Consider the following 20,957-nt stretch of genomic DNA (forward strand, 5'->3'; position numbering starts at 1 on the left):
CCCGATGCTTGGAGCAGGTCCATCCTGACTCCGTGACACCATCAGTGTGAGGGATGACCACCAGCCCATCAATCTGGCTGGTGAGGCAGCCCGTTACCCCATCTAGGGGCTATTCATCTCTCCCAGTCCTGACTGCCATAGGGGGCTGCCGGTTCAGTCCATGAAGCCGCGTTCGTTGGATGCGTCGAACTTGCGCACCCCGGACGTATCGATCCTGTCGCCCCAGGCGCCGAGGACGCCCGTGACGGAAGGTTGCGAAAGGTGCATGGAAAGCGAATCCTGGTCGCGCCAGCGTTCATAGACGAGCACGGTGCCTTCCTCTTCGCTGTCGATCGCGAAGTGATAGTTCAGGCAGCCGTTTTCTTTCAGCGTTGGTTCGACGAGCGCGCGGAGCGTGTTCGCGAGGTCGAACACAAAGTCGGGACTGGTCTTCAGATGTCCGGCAAGGATGATCATTGCCTCACTGTCCTCTCGGTTATGGCCTGAAACGCGATCATTCGCCGCGCAGGTTGGGCTCGGGAACTGTCCCTTGCGACAGGTAGTGCTCGATCCAGCGGTGAAAGTACTGGTTGCCCAGTTCGTTGCGGCCGAAGGTGACGTGATCGGTCGCGCGCGCCTCCAGGCCCTGCTGCACGCGCAGCCCCATAAGGTAGTCCTCCTTCTCGACGACATCGAAGAAGAAGTCGCTCATCTCGTCGAGCGCCTTCAACTCCTCGACGGATTCGGGCGCCTTTGGGAAGATGTAGTTCATCACCGTGACATTGCGATCCGGTGCATCCGCCGGGAAGAGCTGCGCGACCTGACATACCTCAGGTGCCAGAAACATTGCGAAGTTGGGGAACAACATGCGGATGAAATCGTAGTTCAGGTTCTCGCGATCGCCCCACTGATCGCGCGGGAGCCCCTTCAGCGCGACGATGTCATGCTGCGGATAGCCGAGACGGATATGCGGGCCGAACGCTTCGTAGAACGCGCGGTTGGACGGTGTTCGCGGTGTCACCGTTTCGGGATGCGCGGCCTGGAAATGATACCCTTCCAGATAACCGTCGTAGGCGACCTTCCAGTTCGCCCCGCGCAACTCGCGGGACTTGTGGAAGTACCAGCTCTTCAGTTTCAGTGCTTCGAAATCTTCAAGCATCCCCCCGAGAAAAGCCGGCATGTCGATGGGCAGGCCCGGCATGAGGATGACGAAGATCATGCCGGCCACCTCCTGGCAAGGCAGTTCGGTCAGCCCGAGCGTGCTCTTGTCGACCTCGCCGAAGATGCTCGCTTCGGCAATGCCCAAGAGCCGCCCGTCAGTGGCATAAGTCCAGCCGTGGTAGGGGCAGGAAAAGGCCCGGCAATTGCCCTTGCCGCCATTTTCCTGCTCGTCGACCAGCTTCATTGCGCGGTGCTTGCAAACATTGAGGAAGGCACGGGCGTGCCCGTCCTGTCCGCGCGTGATGAGGACCGGCAGGTTCATCGGTGCCATGGCCTTGAAGTCGCCGGGTTCGGGCAGTTCGATGGTGAAGGCCAGCATCAGCGGCAGCCGTTTGAAGATCAGGTCGATCTCCTCCTGCCAACGCTGTGCATCAAGATAATCGGCGATCGGTACGTGCATGATCGAGCCGGTCTGGTCTGTGGTTCTGGTCTCGACGAAGTGCAGCAGGCGTTCCGCCGCATCGCCATAAGCCTCGCGCATCGCTGTCATCGTGCTCTCCCGGTATGGACAAGGCCCCGTCGCTGCGGGGCCTTGGGGACTCTCGTGTTACCAGGCGGGGGCGTCACCCTGCGGGACGGCGGGACCGGTCAGCCAGTCGCCAGTGATGCCGATGCTGATTGCGGTGCCCTTGTCGACCACGGTGCCGGGATCGGGGGCCTGGAACATGATGCGGCCGGGAGCCCAGACCGAACCGATGATTTCTTCTTCGTCACCGGACAGCTTCAAACCAGCCGCTTCGCACATTTCCTGGGCGCGCTCGCGGGTCTGACCGCGAACTTCGGGGACATAGGCCTTGGCCGGCTCGTTATGGAATTTCAGGACGCGGGCCTTTTCCTTTTCGGCTTCGTGGGCGGCCAGCTTTTCGTCGAATTCGGGGCCGTGGTAATCGATCTCCCAGTCGAACGAGAGCATGTTTTCGAGAATGTCGGGGAGGAAGGGCGTCATGCGCAGATGGGCCCAGTGCGACATGTAGCGTTCCATTGCTTCATAGCTGTCGATGTCGCAGCAATTTGCGAAATCAAAATCGCCCGAGTGAAAGCGCGTCTTCACGCACATGCCGTGATTGTAGTCGCGTACCTCGCGATTGAGGTGGGACAACTTCTTCACTTCTTCGATGAAGGTGTCGATTTTCTTGGGATCTGCGTCCTTCTTGAACTTAAGCATCACGACGTGACGGATCATCGCATTCTCCCATGTCTCGTACGGTTTGCGTTCCGGCCGGGAATCGGCAAGTGCCGCCGCACATTTCCGGGAGAGACTAGCACGCTATTTTTATATGACGCCTGTCACAAGAAATAGGAGGTCAGGATTTCGAGCCTACACCAAGGTCGGAAAGCTCTCCCGCCAGGACGGCATGCATCCGTTCCTCGGTCCAGTCATCGGGGGCGAAGCAGGCTTCGAGACCGATCCCGGCAACCGTCGCGAGGAGACGGCGGGCAGCCACTTCCATGGCTGGGGTGCCGGCATCCGTACCGAGGCTGGCAGCGAGCATGGAGCGATAAAGGGCAAGGCTGTCCTCTGCCGCACGCCGGCGTTCCTCGAGATAATCGGGTTCGAGGTGGGCGCGTGACCAGAACGCTAACCAGACGCGCCAGTTTCGTCGGGACGGTTCGTCAACGGGCAGAATAGCGTCGAAGCACCTGAGCAAAGGCAGCCTCCTCTCGTGCGCCGCCACCAGCCGGTCGCGTGCCCGTTCGTTAGCGACCTGATAGATCTTGAAGAGCAGTTCGTTCTTATTGCGAAAGTAGTGGGAAACAATTGACGTGCTGCAGCCATTGGCGGCTGCTATTTCGCGAAACGTCAGGGCTTCGATGCCCTCGTCGGCCACCAGGTCGAACGCTATCGCAACGACCTGCGCACGGCGTTCTTTCTTGTCTACTACGATCGGCATGCCTGCCTCACTTCTTTCAAGAGCCCGAACGCATTCAATCTTCTGTGAGCGACGACAGGTCGGTCATCTGCGAGCAGCTTGCCGCCTGCATTGCCGGTCCGCGCTATCCTTCGCGGGTAGCCAAAGCAATCGGATCGGGCCCGCTGTCCGATACCCCGACCCGGGTGTCATCGTCCGGAGCAGGTCGCTTCCATAGCAAGGCGGGCCAGCTCGGGAAAAGCCCCGGCCCGTTCCCTGGCCTGCGCATTCGAAGCGGTGCCGCGGATCACCCGGCCCTTGATGCCGTGGAAGATCGCGGCGAGGCGAAAGAAATTGAAGGCTGTGCAGTACTGGTAGGCCGGCATGGCTTCGCGGCCAGTGCGGCGGCAGTAGGACGCAACGTAGGCCGCTTCACTCGGGATACCGAGCGTTTCGATTTCGACACCGCGCAGCCCGGCAACGATATGAGGTGGCATGCGGTACATCATCGCGTGATAGGCGAAGTCCGCCAAAGGGTGGCCCAGCGTCGAAAGTTCCCAGTCGAGCACGGCCAGAACGCGCGGCTCGTCGGGTGCGAAGATTATGTTGTCGATGCGGAAGTCGCCGTGGATGACGCTCGATGCGCCGTCGTCCTCGGGCATGTTCGCCTCGAGCCATTCGATTACCGCGTCCATGTCAGGATTGCGGCCCGCCTCCTTGTCCTCGCGGTACTGTTTCGACCAGCGGCCGACCTGGCGGGCAAAGTAATTGCCGGGCTTGCCATAGTCGCCCAGCCCGATCGCCTCCGGATCGTAGGAATGGAGCTGCGCGATGGTGGCGTTCATGGCATCGTAGATCGCGGCGCGCGCCTCCTGCGAGACGCCGGGCACGGCCGCATCCCAGAAAATGCGACCCTCGACCATTTCCATGACGTAGAACCAGGTGCCAATCACGGTTTCATCGGTACACAGGCCATGCACCCTGGCGACCGGAAAACCCGCCGCGTAAAGCGCGGAGAGAGCCTTCGCCTCGCGCTCCACGGCATGCGCCCCTTTCAGAATCTGCCCCGGCGGCTTGCGGCGCAGCACGTAAGCGCGCGAGGGCGTGAGCAGCTTGTAGGTCGGATTGGACTGGCCGCCCTTGAACTGCTCGACTGCGAGCGGCCCCTCGTAGCCCTCGACATGGGCCTTGAGCCAGGCAGACAAGGCGCCCTCATCGAAGGCATAGCCCTCGCGAACCGCGGTCGTCCCGGTATTGGCCTCGACGAAGCCGGTCATGCGCTCGCGGCTGCCTTCAGCGCCTCCCGGGACTGCTTCCACTCGCGCTTGATCTTCCTGGCGAGCGACCATTTGTGGACTTCCGTCGGGCCGTCGTAGATGCGGAATGCGCGCACTTCGCGGAAGACCTGCTCGACAATGGTGCGGTCGGTCACACCGGTGCCGCCCATCACCTGGATGCAGTTGTCGGCGATCTTCATCAATGCCTCGGACACGGAAACCTTGGCTATCGAACTTTCGGCGGTTCCGAGCGAACCGGTATCCAGCACCGAGGCGCACCAGTCTATCATCAGTTCGCACTGTTTGATGAGGATCGCGTTCTCCGCGAGCATGAAGCCCACGCCCTCGTGGTCGATCAGCGTCTTGCCGAAGGCCTCGCGGCGGCACCCATAGTCGGTGGCGATCTCCTGCGCGCGGATGCAGGCGCCCAGCCAGCGCATGCAGTGCGACAGGCGGGCGGGGGAGAGCCGGATCTGCGCGTACCTGAAGCCCTCGCCGGGCGCGCCCAGCATCTGGCCGGCGGGAATGCGCAGGTCCCTGATGGTCAACGTCGCGTGGCCGCCGGGCATCGAAGTATCGATGGTATTGGGCACCTCGTCGATCACGATCGCCGGATCGGGCAGGTCGACCAGGAACATGCAGGCTCCGCCCCTGCTCTGTTCCTCCTCGGAAGCGGCCATGACGATGCCCATCATCGCCCCCTTCGCGCCGGTGATGAAAGTCTTGCGGCCGTTGACGACCCAATGATCGCCATCCTTGCGGCAGGTTGTCTTCATCATCGAGGGATCGGACCCGGCGCCGCCCCAATTGGCAGGTTCGGTCATGAAGAAGGCCGATCGGCCCTTGCCCTCGATCAGCGGCTGGAGGAACCGCTCCTTGAGTTCGGGTGAGCCGACATGACCGATCAGGTACATGTTGCCCTCATCGGGCGCCATGGTGTTGCAGGCGAGCGGGCCGAGCGGCGAAAGGCCCGACCTGATCAGAACCACGGCCGTCTCGCGCTGGGTGAGGTGCGAACCGTCGGCCTTTATATGCGGCGTGAGCACACCGGCGGCGCGCGCCTTGTCGCGCATTTCCATCACGAGTTCGTCGGTCGGCGCGCCGTGATGGTCGCGCCGCAGGTCCTTCTCGTAGGGAACCACGATATCGCGCACGAAAGCTTCGACCTTCGCCGCCATATCGAGCGCATATTGCGAGGTCCCGGTCACTACTGCAGCACCCGGACCGGATCGCTGCCGTCCCAGTCGCGCGCGGCGTCCTTCATCATCTGGAACAGCCCCTCGGAACCGGCCATCGGTTGCAGGTATTCGATCACGAACCCCGGACCCTGGCCGGGATCGACGTAGATCACTTCGCCATCATCGCCGACCTTGCCTTCAACGATCACTTCGGCCCCGGCCTCGGCGCAGGCCTTGCGGGCCTCGGTGATGTCTTCAACGAAGACACAGACGTGGTGCAGCCTGTCGCGCACCGCATATTCGCCGGCATACAGCGAAGGCGCATCGCTGTCGGTCTTGATGAGTTCGATCTGGATGTCGCCCCAATAGCCGATTGCCATCGAGAAGACCGCATCAGTCGGTTGGCCCTTGTACTTCATCTCGCCGAGGCGGACGTCGTTGAGCACGAAGAACGGGCCGACGCCGAGCGTCTCGATCCAATAGGTCATCGCCGCATCGAAATCGGTTGGGAAATAGGCGAGCTGGATGACGTCCCCCAGCTTCTTCAGCGGCCCCGGAGTTGCGGGATTGGTCATAATGCGTCCTTTCAGGCGAAGATGCCTTCCGGCTCCTCGATAAGGGTCTTGAGCGTCTGCAGGAACTGAGCGCCCGCCGCGCCGTCGATGGCGCGGTGATCGACCGAGAGGGTGAAGCAGATGCGGGTCTCGGAGGCCCACCCTCCGGAAGCGGCCTCGACCGGCTGGCGCGATGCGGCACCCACGGCGAGGATCGCGCCCTGCGGCGGGTTGATGATCGCATCGAAGTTCTCGATGCCGAACATGCCGAGGTTGGAGACCGAGAACGTGCCACCCTCCATATCCTCCATGCCGAGACGGCCGGCCTGCGCCTTGTCGATCAACCGGCGGGTCTCGGCCGCGAGCTGGTCGATGCGCATCAGGTTGGCCTGGCGTACAACCGGGGTAACGAGACCCTTGGGACTCGCCACCGCCATCGAGACGTCGGCATGCGGGAAGCGATAGATCTCCGTCCCATGAACCTGCACGTTGACGTCCCGATGTTTTGCCAGTGCCATGGCCGAAGCCTTGACGATCCAGTCGTTGACCGAAGCCTTGCAACCCAGAACGAGATTGGCCGCCTTGCGCAATTCCATGAGCTTGTCGGCACGGGCCGACATGCGTAGGTAGAAGTGCGGTATCTCCTGTTTGGCGGCCGTGAGGCGCCCGGCGACGATCTTGCGGATGCGGTCGAAGGGCACGACTTCGGGCCGGTTCTCGCCTGCCACGAACTCGGGCGCGGCACTACCGCCTGCGGTCGAAGGCTTCGCGGCGAGTGCGAGCACGTCCGCCTTGGAGATGCGACCGCGAGCACCCGTACCGGTCACACCGGCCAGCGAAATTCCCTGCAGCGCAGCAATGCGGCGGGCGAGCGGCGAGGCAATGACCTTGGGATCGTCCTCGATGACCGCGACCAACCCTCTGAGCGCCGGCGAGGCAGGGCCGCGCAGGGCCATCACCACGTCCTGATGCGTGATCCGGCCGCCCCGGCCCGATCCCACGATCCCGGAGATGTCAAAGCCTTCCTCTTCCGCGAGGCGCAGCGCCACGGGGCTGATCGGACGATTGGTTTCGATCCTGACGCGCTCTTTCCCGTGCGCAGCCGCCGGGGCTGCGGTAGCAGGTTCGGGCGCGGCGGCCTTGGCCCTCGAAGCGCCTTGGGCGACGCCGCCGTCGGCGGGCCTGAAGCCGGCGATGAAGGCATCAATCTCGGCGTCGGAATGGCTGCCGTCATCGAAGACCGCGAGCAGTGCGCCAACGGGCTCCGCCTCGCTGCCGCTGCCAACGACGATCCGGCGTACGGTTGCGTCATATTCGGCATCGACCTCGTTGGTGATCTTGGCGGTCTCGATCAGGCACAGCGTCTGGCCGCGCCTGAAGCTTTCGCCTTCTTTGACCATCCATTCGGCGATGGTGCCCTCGGTCATCTCGATGCCCCACTTGGGCATCGTGAAGGCGCGGATACGGCTCATGGTCCTGCCCCCTTCACCGGTATTCCAGCGTCTTGCGCGCGGCCGCGGCAATCTTCGCGGGGCTGGGCAGATAGGCGCTTTCCAGTTCGCGGGCGAACGGCACCGGCGTATGCGGCGCGGTCACCATCTCGATCGGGGCCTTGAGGCTGGCGAAGGCCTTCTGCGCCACGAGCGCGGAAATGTCGGTCGCCAGCGAGCAGCGCGGCGGAGCCTCGTCGACGACGACGAGACGGCCCGTCACTTCGACGGAATCGAAAATGGCCTCCTCATCGAGCGGCGAAGTCGTGCGCAAGTCGATGACGTCGCAGCCGATGCCGTCCTGCGCAAGATCGTCGGCTGCGGTCTCGGCATAGCCTACCATCATGCCGGTGGCGACGATGGTTACGTCCTCGCCGGCACGGGCGAGGCGCGCATGGCCGAAGCGCACCAGGAAATCCGGATCGTCGGGCACCTCACCCGTCATGGAGTAGAGGAACTTGTGTTCGAGGAAGACCACCGGATCATCGTCGCGGATCGCCTGGCGCAGCAGACCGCAGGCATCGGCGGGAGTCACCGGCATGACCACCTTGAGACCGGGCATGTTGGTGACGAACTGGTGGATCATCTGGCTATGCTGGGCGGCGGCGTTGTAACCTGCGCCGCAAGGCATGCGGATCACCACCGGGCAGACCGACTTTCCGCCGAACATGTAGCGGAACTTGGCGATCTGGTTCCAGAGCTGGTCCATGGACACGCCGATGAAATCAGCGAACATGATCTCCGCCACGGGACGCTTGCCGGCCAGGGCAAGACCGCCCGCGGCGCCCATGATCGCGCTTTCCGAGATGGGCGTGTCGATCACCCGGTCGGGCCCAAAGGCTTCATAGAAGCCGGTCGAGGTCGACCAGATGCCGCCGATCGCCTCGGGACCGCCGGCCGTTCCCATGCCGCCGACGACGTCCTCGCCGAGGACGACGACACGCTGGTCGCGCTGCATCTCCTGGAAGATCGTGTTGCGAATGGCGTCGCGATACATCAATTTTGCCATGCCTGCGCTCCCGCCGTTCAGTAGCTGATGTAGACATTGTCGAGGACGTTCTCGGCCTTCGGACGGGCGGCGCTGCGCGATGCCTGGACCGCGTTCTCAATGGCGTCGAGCGCTTCAGCGTCGAGCCTGTCGAGATCTGCGTCGGTGAGCAGTTTGGCGCCGGTCACGCTGTCGCGAAACTTCCGGATGCAGTCGCGGGTCTCGCGGATGCGGTCAATTTCGCCCTCCCCCCGATAGCGCTGCGGGTCGCCTTCGAAATGGCCGAAGAAACGTTCGGTGTCGAACTCGACGGCAGCCGGGCCATTGCCGGGCGTGCGCACATATTCGAGCATTTCGCGCATGCAGTCATGCACCGCGAAAAAGTCCGTTCCGTCAGCGCGCCAGACTTTCATACCGAAAGCTTCGGCACGGCTGGCGATGTCCCTGCTGGTGCCGACCGCATAGGCATCACCGGTGTGCTCGGAATAGTGGTTGTTCTCGAAGACGAAGATCGCCGGTGCCCTCGTGACGGCGGCGAGGTTCATCGCCTCGAACGTCGTGCCTTGGTTGCAGGCACCGTCGCCCGAGAAGGCGATCGACACGGCAAGCCGGCCGTTCGCATCCGGGCCGTCGATCTTGCTGGAAAGCGCCGCGCCCACCGCGATCGGCGCGCCGCCGCCGACGATGCCGTTGGCACCGAGCATGCCCTTGTCGATGTCGGCAATGTGCATCGAGCCGCCCTTGCCGTTGCACAGGCCTTCCTGGCTGCCCCAGATTTCTTTCATCATGCCGTCCACCTCGCAGCCCTTGGCAAGGCAGTGCCCGTGACCGCGATGGGTTGAAACGATCTTGTCGACCACGCTCAGATGCTCGCAGACACCCACGGCAACCGCTTCCTGACCGCAATAGAGGTGCGTGAAGCCGGCGATCTCGCCAGACTGGATCTCCTCGTGGAGGCGCTCCTCGAATTCGCGGATCAGCTTCATCTGCCGATAGGCACGGGTCAGCGCCTCGCGGTTGAGCTGCATGTGGGCATCCTCTCCTTTTCGCGGCGCGCGAGGCATCACAGGCCCAGCACCGACTTGGCAATGATCGTGCTCTGCACTTCGTTGGTGCCGCCGAAGATGGTCCAGGCGCGGCTGTTGAGATAGCGCGGGGCGGCGAGTTGCGCGCCATTCGAATGGATCGGCTCGGGCGCGGTCTCTCCATAGAGCGGGCGGGTCATGTCGAGCTGGAGGCCGGCAGGACCGTAGAGATCGACCGCGAGCAGGTCGATCTCCTGCCGCAGGTTCGAAGCGAGCAGCTTGGTGAGCGAGGTCTGCGGGCCGGGCTTCCTCCCCTTGGCGATCTCCGACATGATCTTCAGTTCGATCATCTCAAGCGCTTCGACGCCGAGGCGCGCGCGGGCCACGCGGCGACGCCATTCAACCTGATCCGCAAGCTTGCCCCCCCGGCCGTCGCCCTCTTCCCGCGCGGCCCTTTCGACCTGATCGAGATCGTAGCCGAGCTTGGGTGCATGGCAAGAACCGCCGCGCTCGTTTTCAAGCAGGAACTTGGCAATGGTCCAGCCCTGTCCTTCCTCGCCGACGAGATTCGCAGCCGGAACGACGACGTTCTCGAGGAAGACCTGATTGACTTCGTGGTCACCCGCCACGGTCAGGATCGGCCGCACCGAGACTCCCGGCGTATCGAGGTCGATCAGCAGGAAGGAAATTCCCGCCTGCTTCTTCACATCGGGGTTCGTACGCACGAGCGTGAACATGCGGTTCGCGTGGTGCGCATGGGTGGTCCAGATTTTGGAACCGTTGACGACGTAGTTGTCACCCCCATCATCAGCTTTGGCGCGCACAGCGCGGGTCTTCAGGCCGGCAAGGTCGGAACCGGCACCCGGCTCGGAGAAACCCTGGCACCAGTAGTCTTCGCCGGAGAGGATGCGCGGCAGGTAGAATGCTTTCTGTGCCTCGTTGCCGAAAGTCCAGATCACAGGGGCCAGCAGCTTGAGGCCAAGCACGGTCAGGTTCGGCGCGCCGGCAAGCGCGCATTCCTTCTCGAACAGGTAGCGCTGGAGCGGCGTCCAGCCGGTGCCGCCGTATTCCTTGGGCCACTGGTAGCCCAGCCAGCCCCTCTCGTTCAGAACTGCATTCCAGACCTGCCCGATCTCGGGCTCGACGAAAACCGAAGGCGTCGCCGCCGCACCGGCCTTGACGGCGTCGGGAAGGTTGTCGCGCAGGAAGGCGCGGACCTCTTCGCGGAATGCGGCGTCTTCGGGTGAAAGATCGATATCCATTCAGCGTTCCAGAATCGTCACGGCCGAGACACCGGGAGCGCCATAGACGTGACTGTAGGCCGTCCTGGGATTCCCCGGAACCTGACGGCCGCCCCCATCCCCCCGGAGCTGCACGACGTTTTCATAAACCTGCCTGAGACCGGAGGCGCCGATCGGCTCGCCGCAAGCAAGGCAGCCGCCGTCGGTGTTGACCGGCAGGGCGCCACCGATCTCGGTGCGTCCTTCGGACAGCCATTGCTCCTGCTCGCCGTCGGCGCAGAAGCCGTTCTCGGCCATGTGCATGATCTCCGCCCCGGCTTCAGTGTCCTGAAGCTGCGCCACGGAGATGTCCCGCGGACCGATCCCGGCAAGGCGGAAGGCATCGGCCGAGGCAATTCGCGAGGCGGTGCCGCGCGGCTTGCTGTCGTCTTCGACCACGTCGAGCGAAGGCGCGAAGACCTCGAACGAATGTGCCGGACGCGTACGCATGGTCGCGGCCTTGAGACGAATCAGAGGCTTGCCCAGTTCACGCGCCTTCTTCTCACTGGCGAGGATCAGCGCCACACCGCCCTCTGCCGGCGAGCAGAACATGTATTTGGTGTAGGGATCGCTCACCAGCGGCGCGTCCAGGATGTCAGCGAGCGAGACCGGATGGCGACGCCAGGCGTGCGGCGCATGGACGCCATTGCGAAATGCTTTTTCGGCGACCCGGCCCAGTGCCAGCGGGGAGATGCCGAACATATGCATGTAGCGCATGATCTTGGCCGCGAAGAACTGCGTCGTGACCATATTGCCCATCTCGCCGTACCAGTCCGGCAGGTTGTATTCGCCCGGCAGCGCATTGAACGCGCCGCGCGGATGCTTGTCGAAGCCGACCGCAAGGCCCAGTTCGAACTCGCCAGACTTGATCGCCATCTGCGCGGAGAACAGCGCCGAGCCGCCCGCAGCGCAGCCGTTGCGGACATTGATGAACTGGACCCCGGTCAGGCCAAGGCGGTCGACCATGGTATCGGGGTTCCCGGCCGCATCCGAACTCCCGTAGACGAACTGAATCTGCGGCCAGTCGATACTTGCGTCGGCCAGCGCCTGCCGGACAGCGTAGACGCCCTGGTCCAGGCCCGAGACACCATCGGTGCGGCCGAACTTGTGGATGCCAATGCCGACAATGCACACGTCGCTCATACCGCGTGTCCTGCCGGCGCAAAGGCGGGAATCAGAACCGGATCGGCTGCATCCGGGTCGAGCGGGGCCTGGACGAGCCGCAGCGACATGCCGATTGCCACATCCTCGAATGCAACGTCCACCAGCCGCGCCTCGACGATCGTTTCGCCCGGTAGCTCGACATAGGCCACGACCCAGGGGCTGAACGCTTCGGGTCCCGCATAAGGCGGCGTCTTGGGGCGAAAGCGCTGGATCGTGTAAGACCAGAGCTTGCCCTCACGGCCGAGCGGCACCGCCTCATGACCCGCAGGACACGGAAAAACGATTCGCCCGGTTTCCCGATCGCGTCCCCCCACCAGTCTTGGCGGGGTTTCTTCCGTGAAAAGGCCTTCGGCAATAGCGCGCATCTTGCTCCCATTCCGGTATTCGATTCCGGTGCATGAACCGTTTAGGCCCTCGTGTACCGCCTTTCCGACTCATCAAAACGCTAGGGTAGCCTTTCAGTTAGTTCGTGCGACCGATGGGACCGGGAGACGGACATGCAGGAAGCCTGGGATTACATCATTGTCGGGGCCGGCTCCGCCGGGTGCGTCATGGCCGAGCGGCTCAGCGCCGACGGTCGATCGCGCGTGCTGGTGCTGGAGGCTGGCGGAGAGAACGACAGCTTCTGGGTCACTCTGCCTAAGGGCGTAGCCAAACTCGTGCAGAAGCCGGAGCACTTATGGGCCTACCCGGTCAGCCAGCCGCGCGAGGAAGGCGGCCCGCTCGGCGAAGTCTGGATTCGCGGCAAGGGCCTGGGCGGCTCGTCCTCGATCAACGGGATGATTTGGAGCCGGGGCGAACCGGCCGACTATGACGCTTGGGAGAGCGAGGCCGGAGCCACAGGCTGGAACGGCGAGAGCATGACCGCCGCCTTCCTCGAGCTGGAAGACCACGCCGCAGGCCCGTCACAGACGCGCGGTTCGGGCGGGCTCGTCCATGTCGATCCGGCCTGCTACACTTATCCCCTCGCCGACCGCATGATCGAAGCAGGCGAGGCGCTGGGCCTGAAGCGTGTGGACGATCTCAATGGCACCACCGGCCCGCGCGTCGGCCTGTTCAGCCACAACGTCCGCAAGGGCAGGCGCGAATCCGCAGCCCGCACTTATCTCGCTGTCGCCCGAAAGCGCGCCAACGTGACGGTCGTCACAGGTGCCATGGCGAACCGCATAGTCTTCAACGGCAGGCGGGCGGTCGCAGTCGAGGCGACAGTGAGGGGCCAGTCATGCCGCTTCGGGTGCTCGGGCGAGATCGTCGTCTCGACGGGAGCCATGGAAAGCCCGCTGCTGCTACAACGTTCAGGTATCGGAGATGCTGTTCGCCTCAAAGCCGCGGGGATTCCGGTCGTCGCCCATTCGCCCGACGTGGGCGAGCGGATGATCGAACATCTCTCGATCTCCATCCCCTATCGGCTCGAGAAGGGGCGCGGCACCAACAGAAGTTTCTTCGGCATTGGCGCGGCCATGGCGATGCTGCGCTATCTCGTGCGCCACGACGGGATCATGGCCACCGGCCCGTTCGAGGTCGGCGCCTTCCTCAATGTGGCTCACCCCGACGGTCGCACCGACGCACAGCTTTACCTTGGCGGCTACACCTTCCGGGTCGGTCACGACAACGATCCCGTCCCCCTCGACAAGATCGACCCGAAGCCGGGCGTAACGATCTACGGCCAGCTCCTGCGCCTCACCAGCGAAAGCTCGGTTCGCGCGACCGGACTGTCGCCATCGGATTCGCCGGAAATCCGGCACAACTTCTTGTCGACCGGACATGATCGCGAATCCGCCATCGCGCTGGTCAGGGTCATGCGTGCCTATATGGCCTCATCCCCGCTGGGCGACATGGTCGGCACGGAACTGGTCCCCGGACCGCATGTGGAGAGCGATGAAGACCTGCTCGCCGCCTTCCGCCGCCTCTCCACTTGCGGCCTCCACGCGATCCGCTCCTGCCGCATGGGAGGCGATCCGGAGGCCGTGGTCGACCCGCGCCTGCGCGTAAACGGCGTTCAGGGCGTGCGCATCGCCGATTGTTCGGTCATTCCCTGGCACGTCACCGGCAATACCAATGCCCCGGCCATGGCTGTCGGACTGCGGGGCGCGAAGCTTATTCTGGATGACAGAGGGGCTGAGCCCCTTTGGTCTCAGTTCTGTAGCGAGATATAGCCGAGCTGGGCTGCCTTGAAGACGGTCTGGCTGCGGTTCACGGCATTGAGCTTGGTCGCGGCATTGTGAAGGTGAAAGCGGACGGTGGCACGGCTGCGCGACATGATCATGCTGATTTCGAGATCGGTCTTGCCGATGGCGGCCCAGCGCAAGCATTCGACTTCGCGCTTCGACAAACGCGATTGCGGCGGCAGTGCCTGGGTCGAGCCCATGATCTGGACATAGGTCGCGATAAAGGTCCGCGCATAGAGGCCGAAAGCATCGGAGTAGAGTCTGAACTCCTCCGAGAGATCGGTCTTGTCCTTATCGAGCGGATTGAAGCTTACCGCACCGATCTGACCGAACGGCAAATGCACGGGCACCGCGATCGCGGCGCGCGTCATCGCCCGCTGCTCGAAGTTCGTGATATTGATCGAATCCAGGTAGGAATTGTGGTCGAAGGTGCGAAACCCCTCCGCGTTGGCCCAGAACGGCTGGCTTTCGAAACGGCACGCTGTCGTCAGCGGGGAATCGAGCGCGATGCGCGAATTGCGCCACCAGCCGCGATCGTCGTCACCCCAGCCGAACACGGCCGTGGCCAGCATGTTGCCCTCGGCATCGACCGGAGTGCGCTTGTCGGCGATATCATGCGCCGGGGCCGCGCGCATGCCGCAATCCATCGCGATCCTGTGCAATGCCTCGGCAGCGGGCCGGATGCCTTCGGGGGACGTCACCCTCACCGCATCAATGTTCTCTTGTGACAACAGGTTCATGTTTTCCCCTCGCCCCTTCTTACCGCGCCGATACGACCTGCACAATCGCCGCGCGGCCTCGAAACGGCCCTTCATGCCTAGTCTTTTGCGCAGCGCAACGCCCGGCTTGGTTGATGTTACAGCCGCCTGACAAACAGGGAGCGGACAGTGAATTTCGAACTCAGCGAAGACGAGGAATTGCTCAAGGCGCTGACCGAGCGCTTCGTCGCGGACCACTACGATCACGATAGCCGTCGCATATATCTTGGCGAGTCGAACGGCTTTTCGAGCAAAAACTGGCATCTGCTCGGCGAGCTTGGGCTGATTGCCGCGCCCTTCCCGGAGGAAGTTGGCGGCCTCGGACTCGATGCAACTGGCATTGCCACCATTTTCGAAGCGCTGGGACGAGGTCTCGTCGTCGAACCGCTGGCGGAGAACGTCGTTATGGCCGGCCGGCTCTTCGCGCTGACCGCACCGGCTGCGCTCCGGGACGCCTGGCTCGAAGCGCTCATCACCGGGCGGAAGCGCGTTGCCCTTGCCCATGCGGAAACCGGAGCGCGCGACGGTCTCGTCTGGATCGAGACACAGGCGCGGGCCGTTGGCGAGGCCTACCGTCTCTCCGGCTCTAAGCCCTATTGCATCGCTGGCGGCGGTGCCGACGGCTACGTGGTCTCGGCGAGGCTGTCCGGTAATCCCGGCGAGGCTGAAGGCATTGGTCTGTACTTCATTGACGCCGATGCCGGCGGCCTCTCGTCGCGCAAGTGGCACATGGCCGACGGCAGCGTGGCAGCAGCACTCACGTTCGAGAACGTCTCTGCGACGCGCCTCGACGGCGGCCTCGATGCGCTGGCGGAGACCGGGCAGATCGCCGCCCTGGCCCGCAGCGCGGAAGCATTGGGGATAATGGAGCGCATATTCCAAGAAACTCTCGACTACTTGCGCACGCGCGACCAGTTCGATGCGCCGCTCGGCTCCTTCCAGGCGATCCAGCACCGCATGGTCGCGCAATATGCCGTGATCGAACGGAGCCGGGCACTGCTCAACCTGGCGCTCGTTTCCTGGGGCACCGCGGATTTCGCGCGCAACGTCCAGGGTGCCCGCGCTTTCATCGCCGATGCCTCGGTGACGCTTGGGCACGAGATGATCCAGTTCCACGGCGGCATGGGCGTAACCGACGAACTGGCCATCGGTGGCGGTCACAAGCGGCTGCTCGTGCTCTCGCGCTGGCCCGAGCCGCCGCTCGCCTCGCTCGACCGCTATGCCGGGCTGCTGAATTAGGCCGGCTCGCGCGCCTTGATCCAGGCAATGCCGCGACGAAGCAGGTCATGGAATACAGGCAGGTCCCATGCGCAGCGGTCGACCGTCGGCCACCAGTCGAGCATCGGCTGGAGGTCGTAGTGCCCCCGGCAGTGCCCGAGCGTGTTGTAGAGCACTGCGCCCTTGCCGTTCCGCTTGATGTACATGACCGGATGAATGCCGGGCGCATCGGCCGCTTCGACGAAGCCGGTGCCTTCCTCGGTGCACTCGGTTTCGAGCAGGACGTGCAGGTCGCCGTGCTTTTCCATGTGATAGAGTTCGTCGGTCGTCTCGAACGGCTCGATGCCCTCGACCAGCGGGTGCGAGGGATCGGCGACTGTCACCCTGTAGGGCGCGATCGGCGGGTGCGAGAGGAACTGTGTGCCGAGCAGGTCCATCATGAGCGGCGCCCATCGCGGCGCATCCCAAAGTCCATTTTCGAGCAGGCGCAGCACCGAGTTGCTCCCGTGCAAGGCATACCAGCGGCCGCCTGCGGCAAGCCAGTCACGCAGGACTTCCTGAGCGGCCAACGAAGGCGTGACGTCGCAGGTGTAGGTGATGAGGACGTCCGCCTCGCGGATGGCGTCGAGCTTCTCGTAGTCCTCAAACACGCGGGTGCGAACACGCGGGTCCTCGGCAAGCAGCTTGAGCAGTTCGAGGCGGGCGAAGTCCATGTCGTGCCAGACCCCGCCGCAGATGAGCACGCAGTCAATCCGGGGCGGATGGGCCTCGTCGGCGGTCGTCTCGCTCATGGCCTTACGCTTCCTTCGACCCGCCGAGTTCACCGTTGATGTACTTCATCATCGTGTCCTGGAACTGGCGGATGCGGATCTCCTGGTAATTGCCGAGGTTGACCTTGCCATTCTTCGAGGCGTGCAGGCCCTGCTGCACGTAGGGCAGGTTGTCCATGTCCTGTTCGAACACATCGCCCAGGATGCCAAGTTCGGCGGCCTCGGTCCATTTCTGGTCGAGTGTCAGAAACCTGAGCGGCGTCCCGTGCGGGATCGGCTGGCCTTTGGGGATGCGCGCAAGGACACGCACTTCCATGACACAAGTGTCCGGTGTCCTCCCCGGCTTCCAGCTGTACACGACGTTCGGCATGAACCCGCCCCATGGCGCGAAGTTCGGAAAGACATTGTAGACCAGCGCATCGAGCAGCTCGGCGTCGGTCGCGTCCTCGTGGTCGTAGCCGGTGCTCTCGGTATAGGCGTTGCGCATCGCCGCGCCCAGCGCCTCGCGGGCAGTCAGGCCTTCAGGCACCTTGATGGCCATGGGATTGTCGCTGGCGCCTTCCTCGTAATTGTCGGCCGAGCGCCCGTTGTACTTGATGAACTCGTCGACGATCCACTGCTCACCCTGCCCTTCTTGTATGTGCGGACTCATTACGCCGAAGGGCACGAGGTTGACGTTCACATTGTCGCCCCAGGTCCAGTAGGCGGCATTGGAATCGCCGGTGAAGGGCAGAAGTTGCGGGTGAGTAACGATGGTGTGCCAGGCCTCCATGAACGCCTCCATGGTCACTTTCCAGTTGGCCGGGACCTCCTTGGCGACACGCATGACAGTTGCACATTCCTCGTGCCGCCAGCGCTTGAAGTGGTCGGGCAGCGGCGCGAGGAATTCCTCGAGGCTCGGGCCGCCCTTCTCGTCGCGGATGAACACGTAGCCGCCCCATCGGCCGACTTCGGCCCCGGGAAGGTCCATGTTCCGCTCCATGAGATGCGGGAAGTCCCACTGGCAGGGCATCGAGTTGAAACTGCCGTCCTTGTTCCAGGCAAATCCGTGGAAGGGGCAGACGAACTTCTCTGCACTGCCGTCCCCGGTACGCAGCTTGCGGCCACGATGGAGGCAGACATTGTGCATCGCCCGGATCGAGCCGTCGTCCTGCCGTACCACGAGATAGGTCCGCCCGACATTCTCGTACACGACATAGTCGCCCGCTTCGGGCAGGTCTTCCTCACGCGCCGCGAACTGCCAGACGTAGGGCCACATCCGTTCGCGCTCGAGCCGGGCGAATTCCTCGCTGGTGTAGCGATCGGCGGGAATTGGGTCCGACCCGCGAAAGGTGTAGCTTTCTTCGGTCAGGATGTGCGGAGGCTTGCGCGAATCCCTGGCCATCAGTTCGACCCAGCTGATTCCCTCGCTGCGGTCCTCGCCCAATGCGATTTCGGAGTCCCGGTCGGCCATTTGCCTGCATTCTCCCAAGAATGGACGTACTCTGTTTGGGGCATGTCTGGACCAGTGCAAAGCGCGAGTCACCTTGCCGAAATCATAGGTTCCTCGAAGGCCGGGATCGGCCATGTTGCGTATCAATGGAAAATTGGGAGATTGCCGTGGGCAAACGGCTTGAAGGCAAAGTCGCACTTATCACCGGCGGCACGTCCGGGATCGGTGCGGGGACAGTCGAACGACTGGCGGCCGAGGGTGCGAAGGTGATTTTCACCGGCTCGAACGCAGCCGCTGCGGAGAAAGTCTGCGCCGCCACCGGCGCGCAGTTCATCAGGCACGATGTCTGCGATGCCGAAGCCTGGAATGCGCTGATGGCGCAGATCCTCGAAAAGCACGGCAGGCTCGACATCGCCTTTGCCAATGCCGGCACCGAAAGCGGCGACAGCAACATCGAGGACATCACCATCGAGGGCTGGAACAACGTCATCGGCGTCAACCAGACCGGCGCCATGCTGACCGTCCAGCACGCGATGCGCGCCATGGCGAGGAACCCGCAAGGGCCTACGGGCTCGATCATCGTCAATTCCTCGATGAATGCGCACCGCGCAATGGGGAACTTCGTCGCCTACTCTGTTTCGAAGGCGGCCGTCATCGCGCTGGTCAAGGCCGCCGCCGTCCATGCCGGCAACAGCAAGTACCAGATCCGCGTCAACGCGATCCTGCCGGGCGTGGTCGAGACGGCGCTAATCTCCAACCTGATAGAGAAATCCGAGGACCCGGCCGCGACCCGCTCCGCCTATGAGAGCCTTTCACCGATGGGCCGCATGGCCAAGGTCGAGGAAATCGCCGGCCTCGTCGCCTGGCTTTCCTCGGACGAGGCGAAGTTCTCCTCGGGCAGCGAATTCACTATGGATGGCGCCAGCACTGCCGGGATGAACGGCGTATGACCGATCTCGGTTCACAGCGGCTCAAAGACAGGGTCGCCCTGGTTTCCGGCGGCCTGCGCGGCATCGGCCTCGCCTGTGTCGAGCGGTTCCTCGCCGAAGGGGCCGATGTCGTCCTGACCGACCTCGATGCGCCGGGCAGCACGCTTGCCGAGGAGACCGTGGGGCGGCTCGGCCAGGCGGCCAGCTACGTCCAGGCCAACGTCACCAAGGCCGAGGACTGGGACCGCGCACGCAATCTGGTCGCCGAGCGCCACGGCATACTGCACATTCTGGTCAACAATGCCGGTACCGACCTTACCGGCCCGGTCGAGAGCCTGACAGACGAGGCATGGCGCCGCATCATGTCGATCAACGTCGACGGCGTCTTCATGGGCACCCGCGCCTTCGCGCCGATGATGGCGGAAAGCGGCAAGGATGTGAAAGGCGGCGCCTCGATCATCAACGTCAGCTCGATCATGGGGCTGGTCGGCATGAGCGAGGTTTCGGCCTACAACGCGAGCAAAGGCGCCGTGCGCCTGTTCACCAAGGGCATCGCCATCGAGTTCGCGGAGAAGAAAATGCCGATCCGCGCCAACTCGCTGCACCCCGGCTTCGTCGTCACTCCTTTGCTCAAGGAGGGCTTCCAGCGTTGGGTCGACAGCGGCGTCGCCGAAAAAGCGCAGGATCTCGTCGACATGGTCTCCGCCAAAACGCCGATGGGCCGCCTCGCCGATCCGACAGAACTGGCCAGCGCCGCATTCTTCCTCGCCAGCGAGGACAGCTCGTACATGACCGGCGCGGAGCTTGTCGTCGACGGCGGCTGGACCGCGCAGTGAGTGGCGCAACGGGAGAAACGAGACAATGACCATTGCCCTTCCCGAGGTTATCGCGGTCGTCACCGGTGCTGCCGGCGGTATCGGCCGCGAGATCGTCAAGGCCATGAAAGCCGCCGGCGCGACAGTGATCGCCACGGACCTGAAGGACAGCGCCGAGATCGAAGGCGCCGACCGCTACCTCAGGCACGATGTCACCAGCGAGGCCGACTGGCGCGCGGTCGAAGCGCTCGTGCGCGAGAACTACGGGCGCCTCGATGCGCTGGTGAACAACGCCGGCTTCTCGATCGTGACCCGGTTCGAGGAAACCCCGCTGTCCGAATTCCACAAGGTCAACGCGATCAACGTCGATTCCGCGATCATCGGCACGCAGATCCTGCTCAGCCTGCTCAGGGAAGGCGGCAAGGCCCGCAAGGGCGGCGCGTCCGTCGTCAACTTCTCAAGCGTGGGCGGCCTGCGCGGCGCCGCCTTCAACTCCGCCTATTGCGTCAGCAAGGCGGCCATCATGATGCTCAGCAAGTGCCTTGGCGCCGAATTCGCCGCGCTCAAGTACAATATCCGGGTGAACTCGGTGCACCCGGGCGGGATCGACACGCCGATGCTTGGCTCGATTATGGATCGCTACGTCGAACTGGGCGCCTCGCCTTCGCGGCAGGCCTCGCTGGAGGCGATGCATGCCACCCATCCGATCGGTCGTCTCGGCCGTCCTGAAGAGATGAGCGGCGGCGTGGTCTTCCTGTGTTCCGAGGCGTCGAGCTTCATGACCTGCGACGAACTCGTGATGGACGGAGGTTTCAGCCAGGTCTGAGTGCAATCGGGCCAGGGGCCCGCCGGGAGAGACAG

Annotated in this window: 21 protein-coding genes; 5 read left to right on the forward strand and 16 right to left on the reverse strand. The window is 63.7% G+C overall.

What is annotated here, in order from left to right:
• Positions 1 to 153: 153 nt before the first annotated feature.
• The 13 genes from IEX32_RS17820 to IEX32_RS17880 form a co-directional block, all read right to left on the reverse strand.
• On the reverse strand, positions 154 to 456 hold the full coding sequence (locus tag IEX32_RS17820) for a putative quinol monooxygenase (RefSeq protein ID WP_188772898.1): 303 nt from the start codon (positions 454 to 456) through the stop codon (positions 154 to 156).
• Positions 457 to 493: 37 nt separating this feature from the next.
• On the reverse strand, positions 494 to 1,690 hold the full coding sequence (locus IEX32_RS17825) for an aromatic ring-hydroxylating oxygenase subunit alpha (RefSeq protein ID WP_188772899.1): 1,197 nt from the start codon (positions 1,688 to 1,690) through the stop codon (positions 494 to 496).
• 57 nt (positions 1,691 to 1,747) lie between these two features.
• Positions 1,748 to 2,383: a Dabb family protein gene (locus IEX32_RS17830; RefSeq protein WP_188772900.1), complete on the reverse strand. Its 636-nt coding sequence runs from the start codon at positions 2,381 to 2,383 to the stop codon at positions 1,748 to 1,750.
• 121 nt (positions 2,384 to 2,504) lie between these two features.
• Positions 2,505 to 3,092 carry a TetR/AcrR family transcriptional regulator gene (locus IEX32_RS17835; RefSeq protein ID WP_188772901.1) on the reverse strand — a complete coding sequence of 196 codons (588 nt, stop codon included), beginning with the start codon at positions 3,090 to 3,092 and terminating at the stop codon, positions 2,505 to 2,507.
• A gap of 167 nt (positions 3,093 to 3,259) precedes the next feature.
• Positions 3,260 to 4,327 carry a phosphotransferase gene (locus tag IEX32_RS17840; RefSeq protein ID WP_188772924.1) on the reverse strand — a complete coding sequence of 356 codons (1,068 nt, stop codon included), beginning with the start codon at positions 4,325 to 4,327 and terminating at the stop codon, positions 3,260 to 3,262.
• The gene (locus IEX32_RS17845) at positions 4,324 to 5,505 is read right to left on the reverse strand and encodes an acyl-CoA dehydrogenase family protein (protein WP_188772923.1); all 1,182 of its coding nucleotides are present in this window, start codon (positions 5,503 to 5,505) and stop codon (positions 4,324 to 4,326) included. The genes IEX32_RS17840 and IEX32_RS17845 overlap by 4 nt, the downstream gene beginning before the upstream one ends.
• A gap of 29 nt (positions 5,506 to 5,534) precedes the next feature.
• Entirely contained in the window at positions 5,535 to 6,080 is a 546-nt protein-coding gene (locus IEX32_RS17850; RefSeq protein WP_188772902.1) for a VOC family protein, read from the reverse strand.
• 11 nt (positions 6,081 to 6,091) lie between these two features.
• Entirely contained in the window at positions 6,092 to 7,531 is a 1,440-nt protein-coding gene (locus IEX32_RS17855; protein ID WP_188772903.1) for a dihydrolipoamide acetyltransferase family protein, read from the reverse strand.
• 13 nt (positions 7,532 to 7,544) lie between these two features.
• Positions 7,545 to 8,558, reverse strand: a complete 1,014-nt coding sequence (locus tag IEX32_RS17860; protein ID WP_188772904.1) for an alpha-ketoacid dehydrogenase subunit beta — start codon at positions 8,556 to 8,558, stop codon at positions 7,545 to 7,547.
• Positions 8,559 to 8,575: 17 nt separating this feature from the next.
• Complete coding sequence (locus IEX32_RS17865) at positions 8,576 to 9,565, reverse strand: thiamine pyrophosphate-dependent dehydrogenase E1 component subunit alpha (protein ID WP_188772905.1); 990 nt, start codon at positions 9,563 to 9,565, stop codon at positions 8,576 to 8,578.
• A 35-nt stretch (positions 9,566 to 9,600) separates the two neighbouring features.
• A complete protein-coding gene (locus IEX32_RS17870; protein ID WP_188772906.1) occupies positions 9,601 to 10,824 on the reverse strand; it encodes an acyl-CoA dehydrogenase family protein in 1,224 nt (407 codons plus the stop codon).
• The gene (locus IEX32_RS17875) at positions 10,825 to 11,985 is read right to left on the reverse strand and encodes a thiolase family protein (RefSeq protein ID WP_188772907.1); all 1,161 of its coding nucleotides are present in this window, start codon (positions 11,983 to 11,985) and stop codon (positions 10,825 to 10,827) included. It abuts the gene before it with no gap.
• Complete coding sequence (locus tag IEX32_RS17880; RefSeq protein ID WP_188772908.1) at positions 11,982 to 12,371, reverse strand: Zn-ribbon domain-containing OB-fold protein; 390 nt, start codon at positions 12,369 to 12,371, stop codon at positions 11,982 to 11,984. The genes IEX32_RS17875 and IEX32_RS17880 overlap by 4 nt, the downstream gene beginning before the upstream one ends.
• A gap of 132 nt (positions 12,372 to 12,503) precedes the next feature.
• Between IEX32_RS17880 and IEX32_RS17885 the strand changes: the two genes are divergently transcribed.
• Positions 12,504 to 14,162 (forward strand): GMC family oxidoreductase, encoded by a 1,659-nt coding sequence (locus tag IEX32_RS17885; protein ID WP_188772909.1) that lies wholly within the window; start codon positions 12,504 to 12,506, stop codon positions 14,160 to 14,162.
• Here IEX32_RS17885 and IEX32_RS17890 read toward each other — a convergent pair.
• Entirely contained in the window at positions 14,141 to 14,914 is a 774-nt protein-coding gene (locus IEX32_RS17890) for a helix-turn-helix transcriptional regulator (protein WP_188772910.1), read from the reverse strand. The two genes, IEX32_RS17885 and IEX32_RS17890, sit on opposite strands and share 22 nt — an antisense overlap.
• A 147-nt stretch (positions 14,915 to 15,061) precedes the next feature.
• Here IEX32_RS17890 and IEX32_RS17895 point away from each other — a divergent pair, with 147 nt between their 5' ends.
• Entirely contained in the window at positions 15,062 to 16,171 is a 1,110-nt protein-coding gene (locus tag IEX32_RS17895; protein WP_188772911.1) for an acyl-CoA dehydrogenase family protein, read from the forward strand.
• Here IEX32_RS17895 and IEX32_RS17900 read toward each other — a convergent pair.
• Both IEX32_RS17900 and IEX32_RS17905 read right to left on the reverse strand, forming a co-directional pair.
• On the reverse strand, positions 16,168 to 16,941 hold the full coding sequence (locus tag IEX32_RS17900) for a ThuA domain-containing protein (RefSeq protein ID WP_188772912.1): 774 nt from the start codon (positions 16,939 to 16,941) through the stop codon (positions 16,168 to 16,170). The two genes, IEX32_RS17895 and IEX32_RS17900, sit on opposite strands and share 4 nt — an antisense overlap.
• A 4-nt stretch (positions 16,942 to 16,945) precedes the next feature.
• Positions 16,946 to 18,373, reverse strand: a complete 1,428-nt coding sequence (locus tag IEX32_RS17905; RefSeq protein ID WP_188772913.1) for an aromatic ring-hydroxylating oxygenase subunit alpha — start codon at positions 18,371 to 18,373, stop codon at positions 16,946 to 16,948.
• A gap of 125 nt (positions 18,374 to 18,498) precedes the next feature.
• Here IEX32_RS17905 and IEX32_RS17910 point away from each other — a divergent pair, with 125 nt between their 5' ends.
• Genes IEX32_RS17910 through IEX32_RS17920 form a run of 3 tightly spaced genes read left to right on the forward strand, consistent with a single transcriptional unit; the run spans position 18,499 to position 20,922 of the window.
• Complete coding sequence (locus IEX32_RS17910; protein ID WP_188772914.1) at positions 18,499 to 19,302, forward strand: SDR family NAD(P)-dependent oxidoreductase; 804 nt, start codon at positions 18,499 to 18,501, stop codon at positions 19,300 to 19,302.
• On the forward strand, positions 19,299 to 20,117 hold the full coding sequence (locus tag IEX32_RS17915) for an SDR family NAD(P)-dependent oxidoreductase (protein ID WP_188772915.1): 819 nt from the start codon (positions 19,299 to 19,301) through the stop codon (positions 20,115 to 20,117). The genes IEX32_RS17910 and IEX32_RS17915 overlap by 4 nt, the downstream gene beginning before the upstream one ends.
• Before the next feature lie 25 nt (positions 20,118 to 20,142).
• The gene (locus IEX32_RS17920; protein WP_188772916.1) at positions 20,143 to 20,922 is read left to right on the forward strand and encodes an SDR family NAD(P)-dependent oxidoreductase; all 780 of its coding nucleotides are present in this window, start codon (positions 20,143 to 20,145) and stop codon (positions 20,920 to 20,922) included.
• Positions 20,923 to 20,957: the final 35 nt, after the last annotated feature.

Origin of the sequence: Novosphingobium endophyticum (genome assembly GCF_014640675.1) — a bacterium.
Lineage (GTDB): Bacteria > Pseudomonadota > Alphaproteobacteria > Sphingomonadales > Sphingomonadaceae > Novosphingobium > Novosphingobium endophyticum.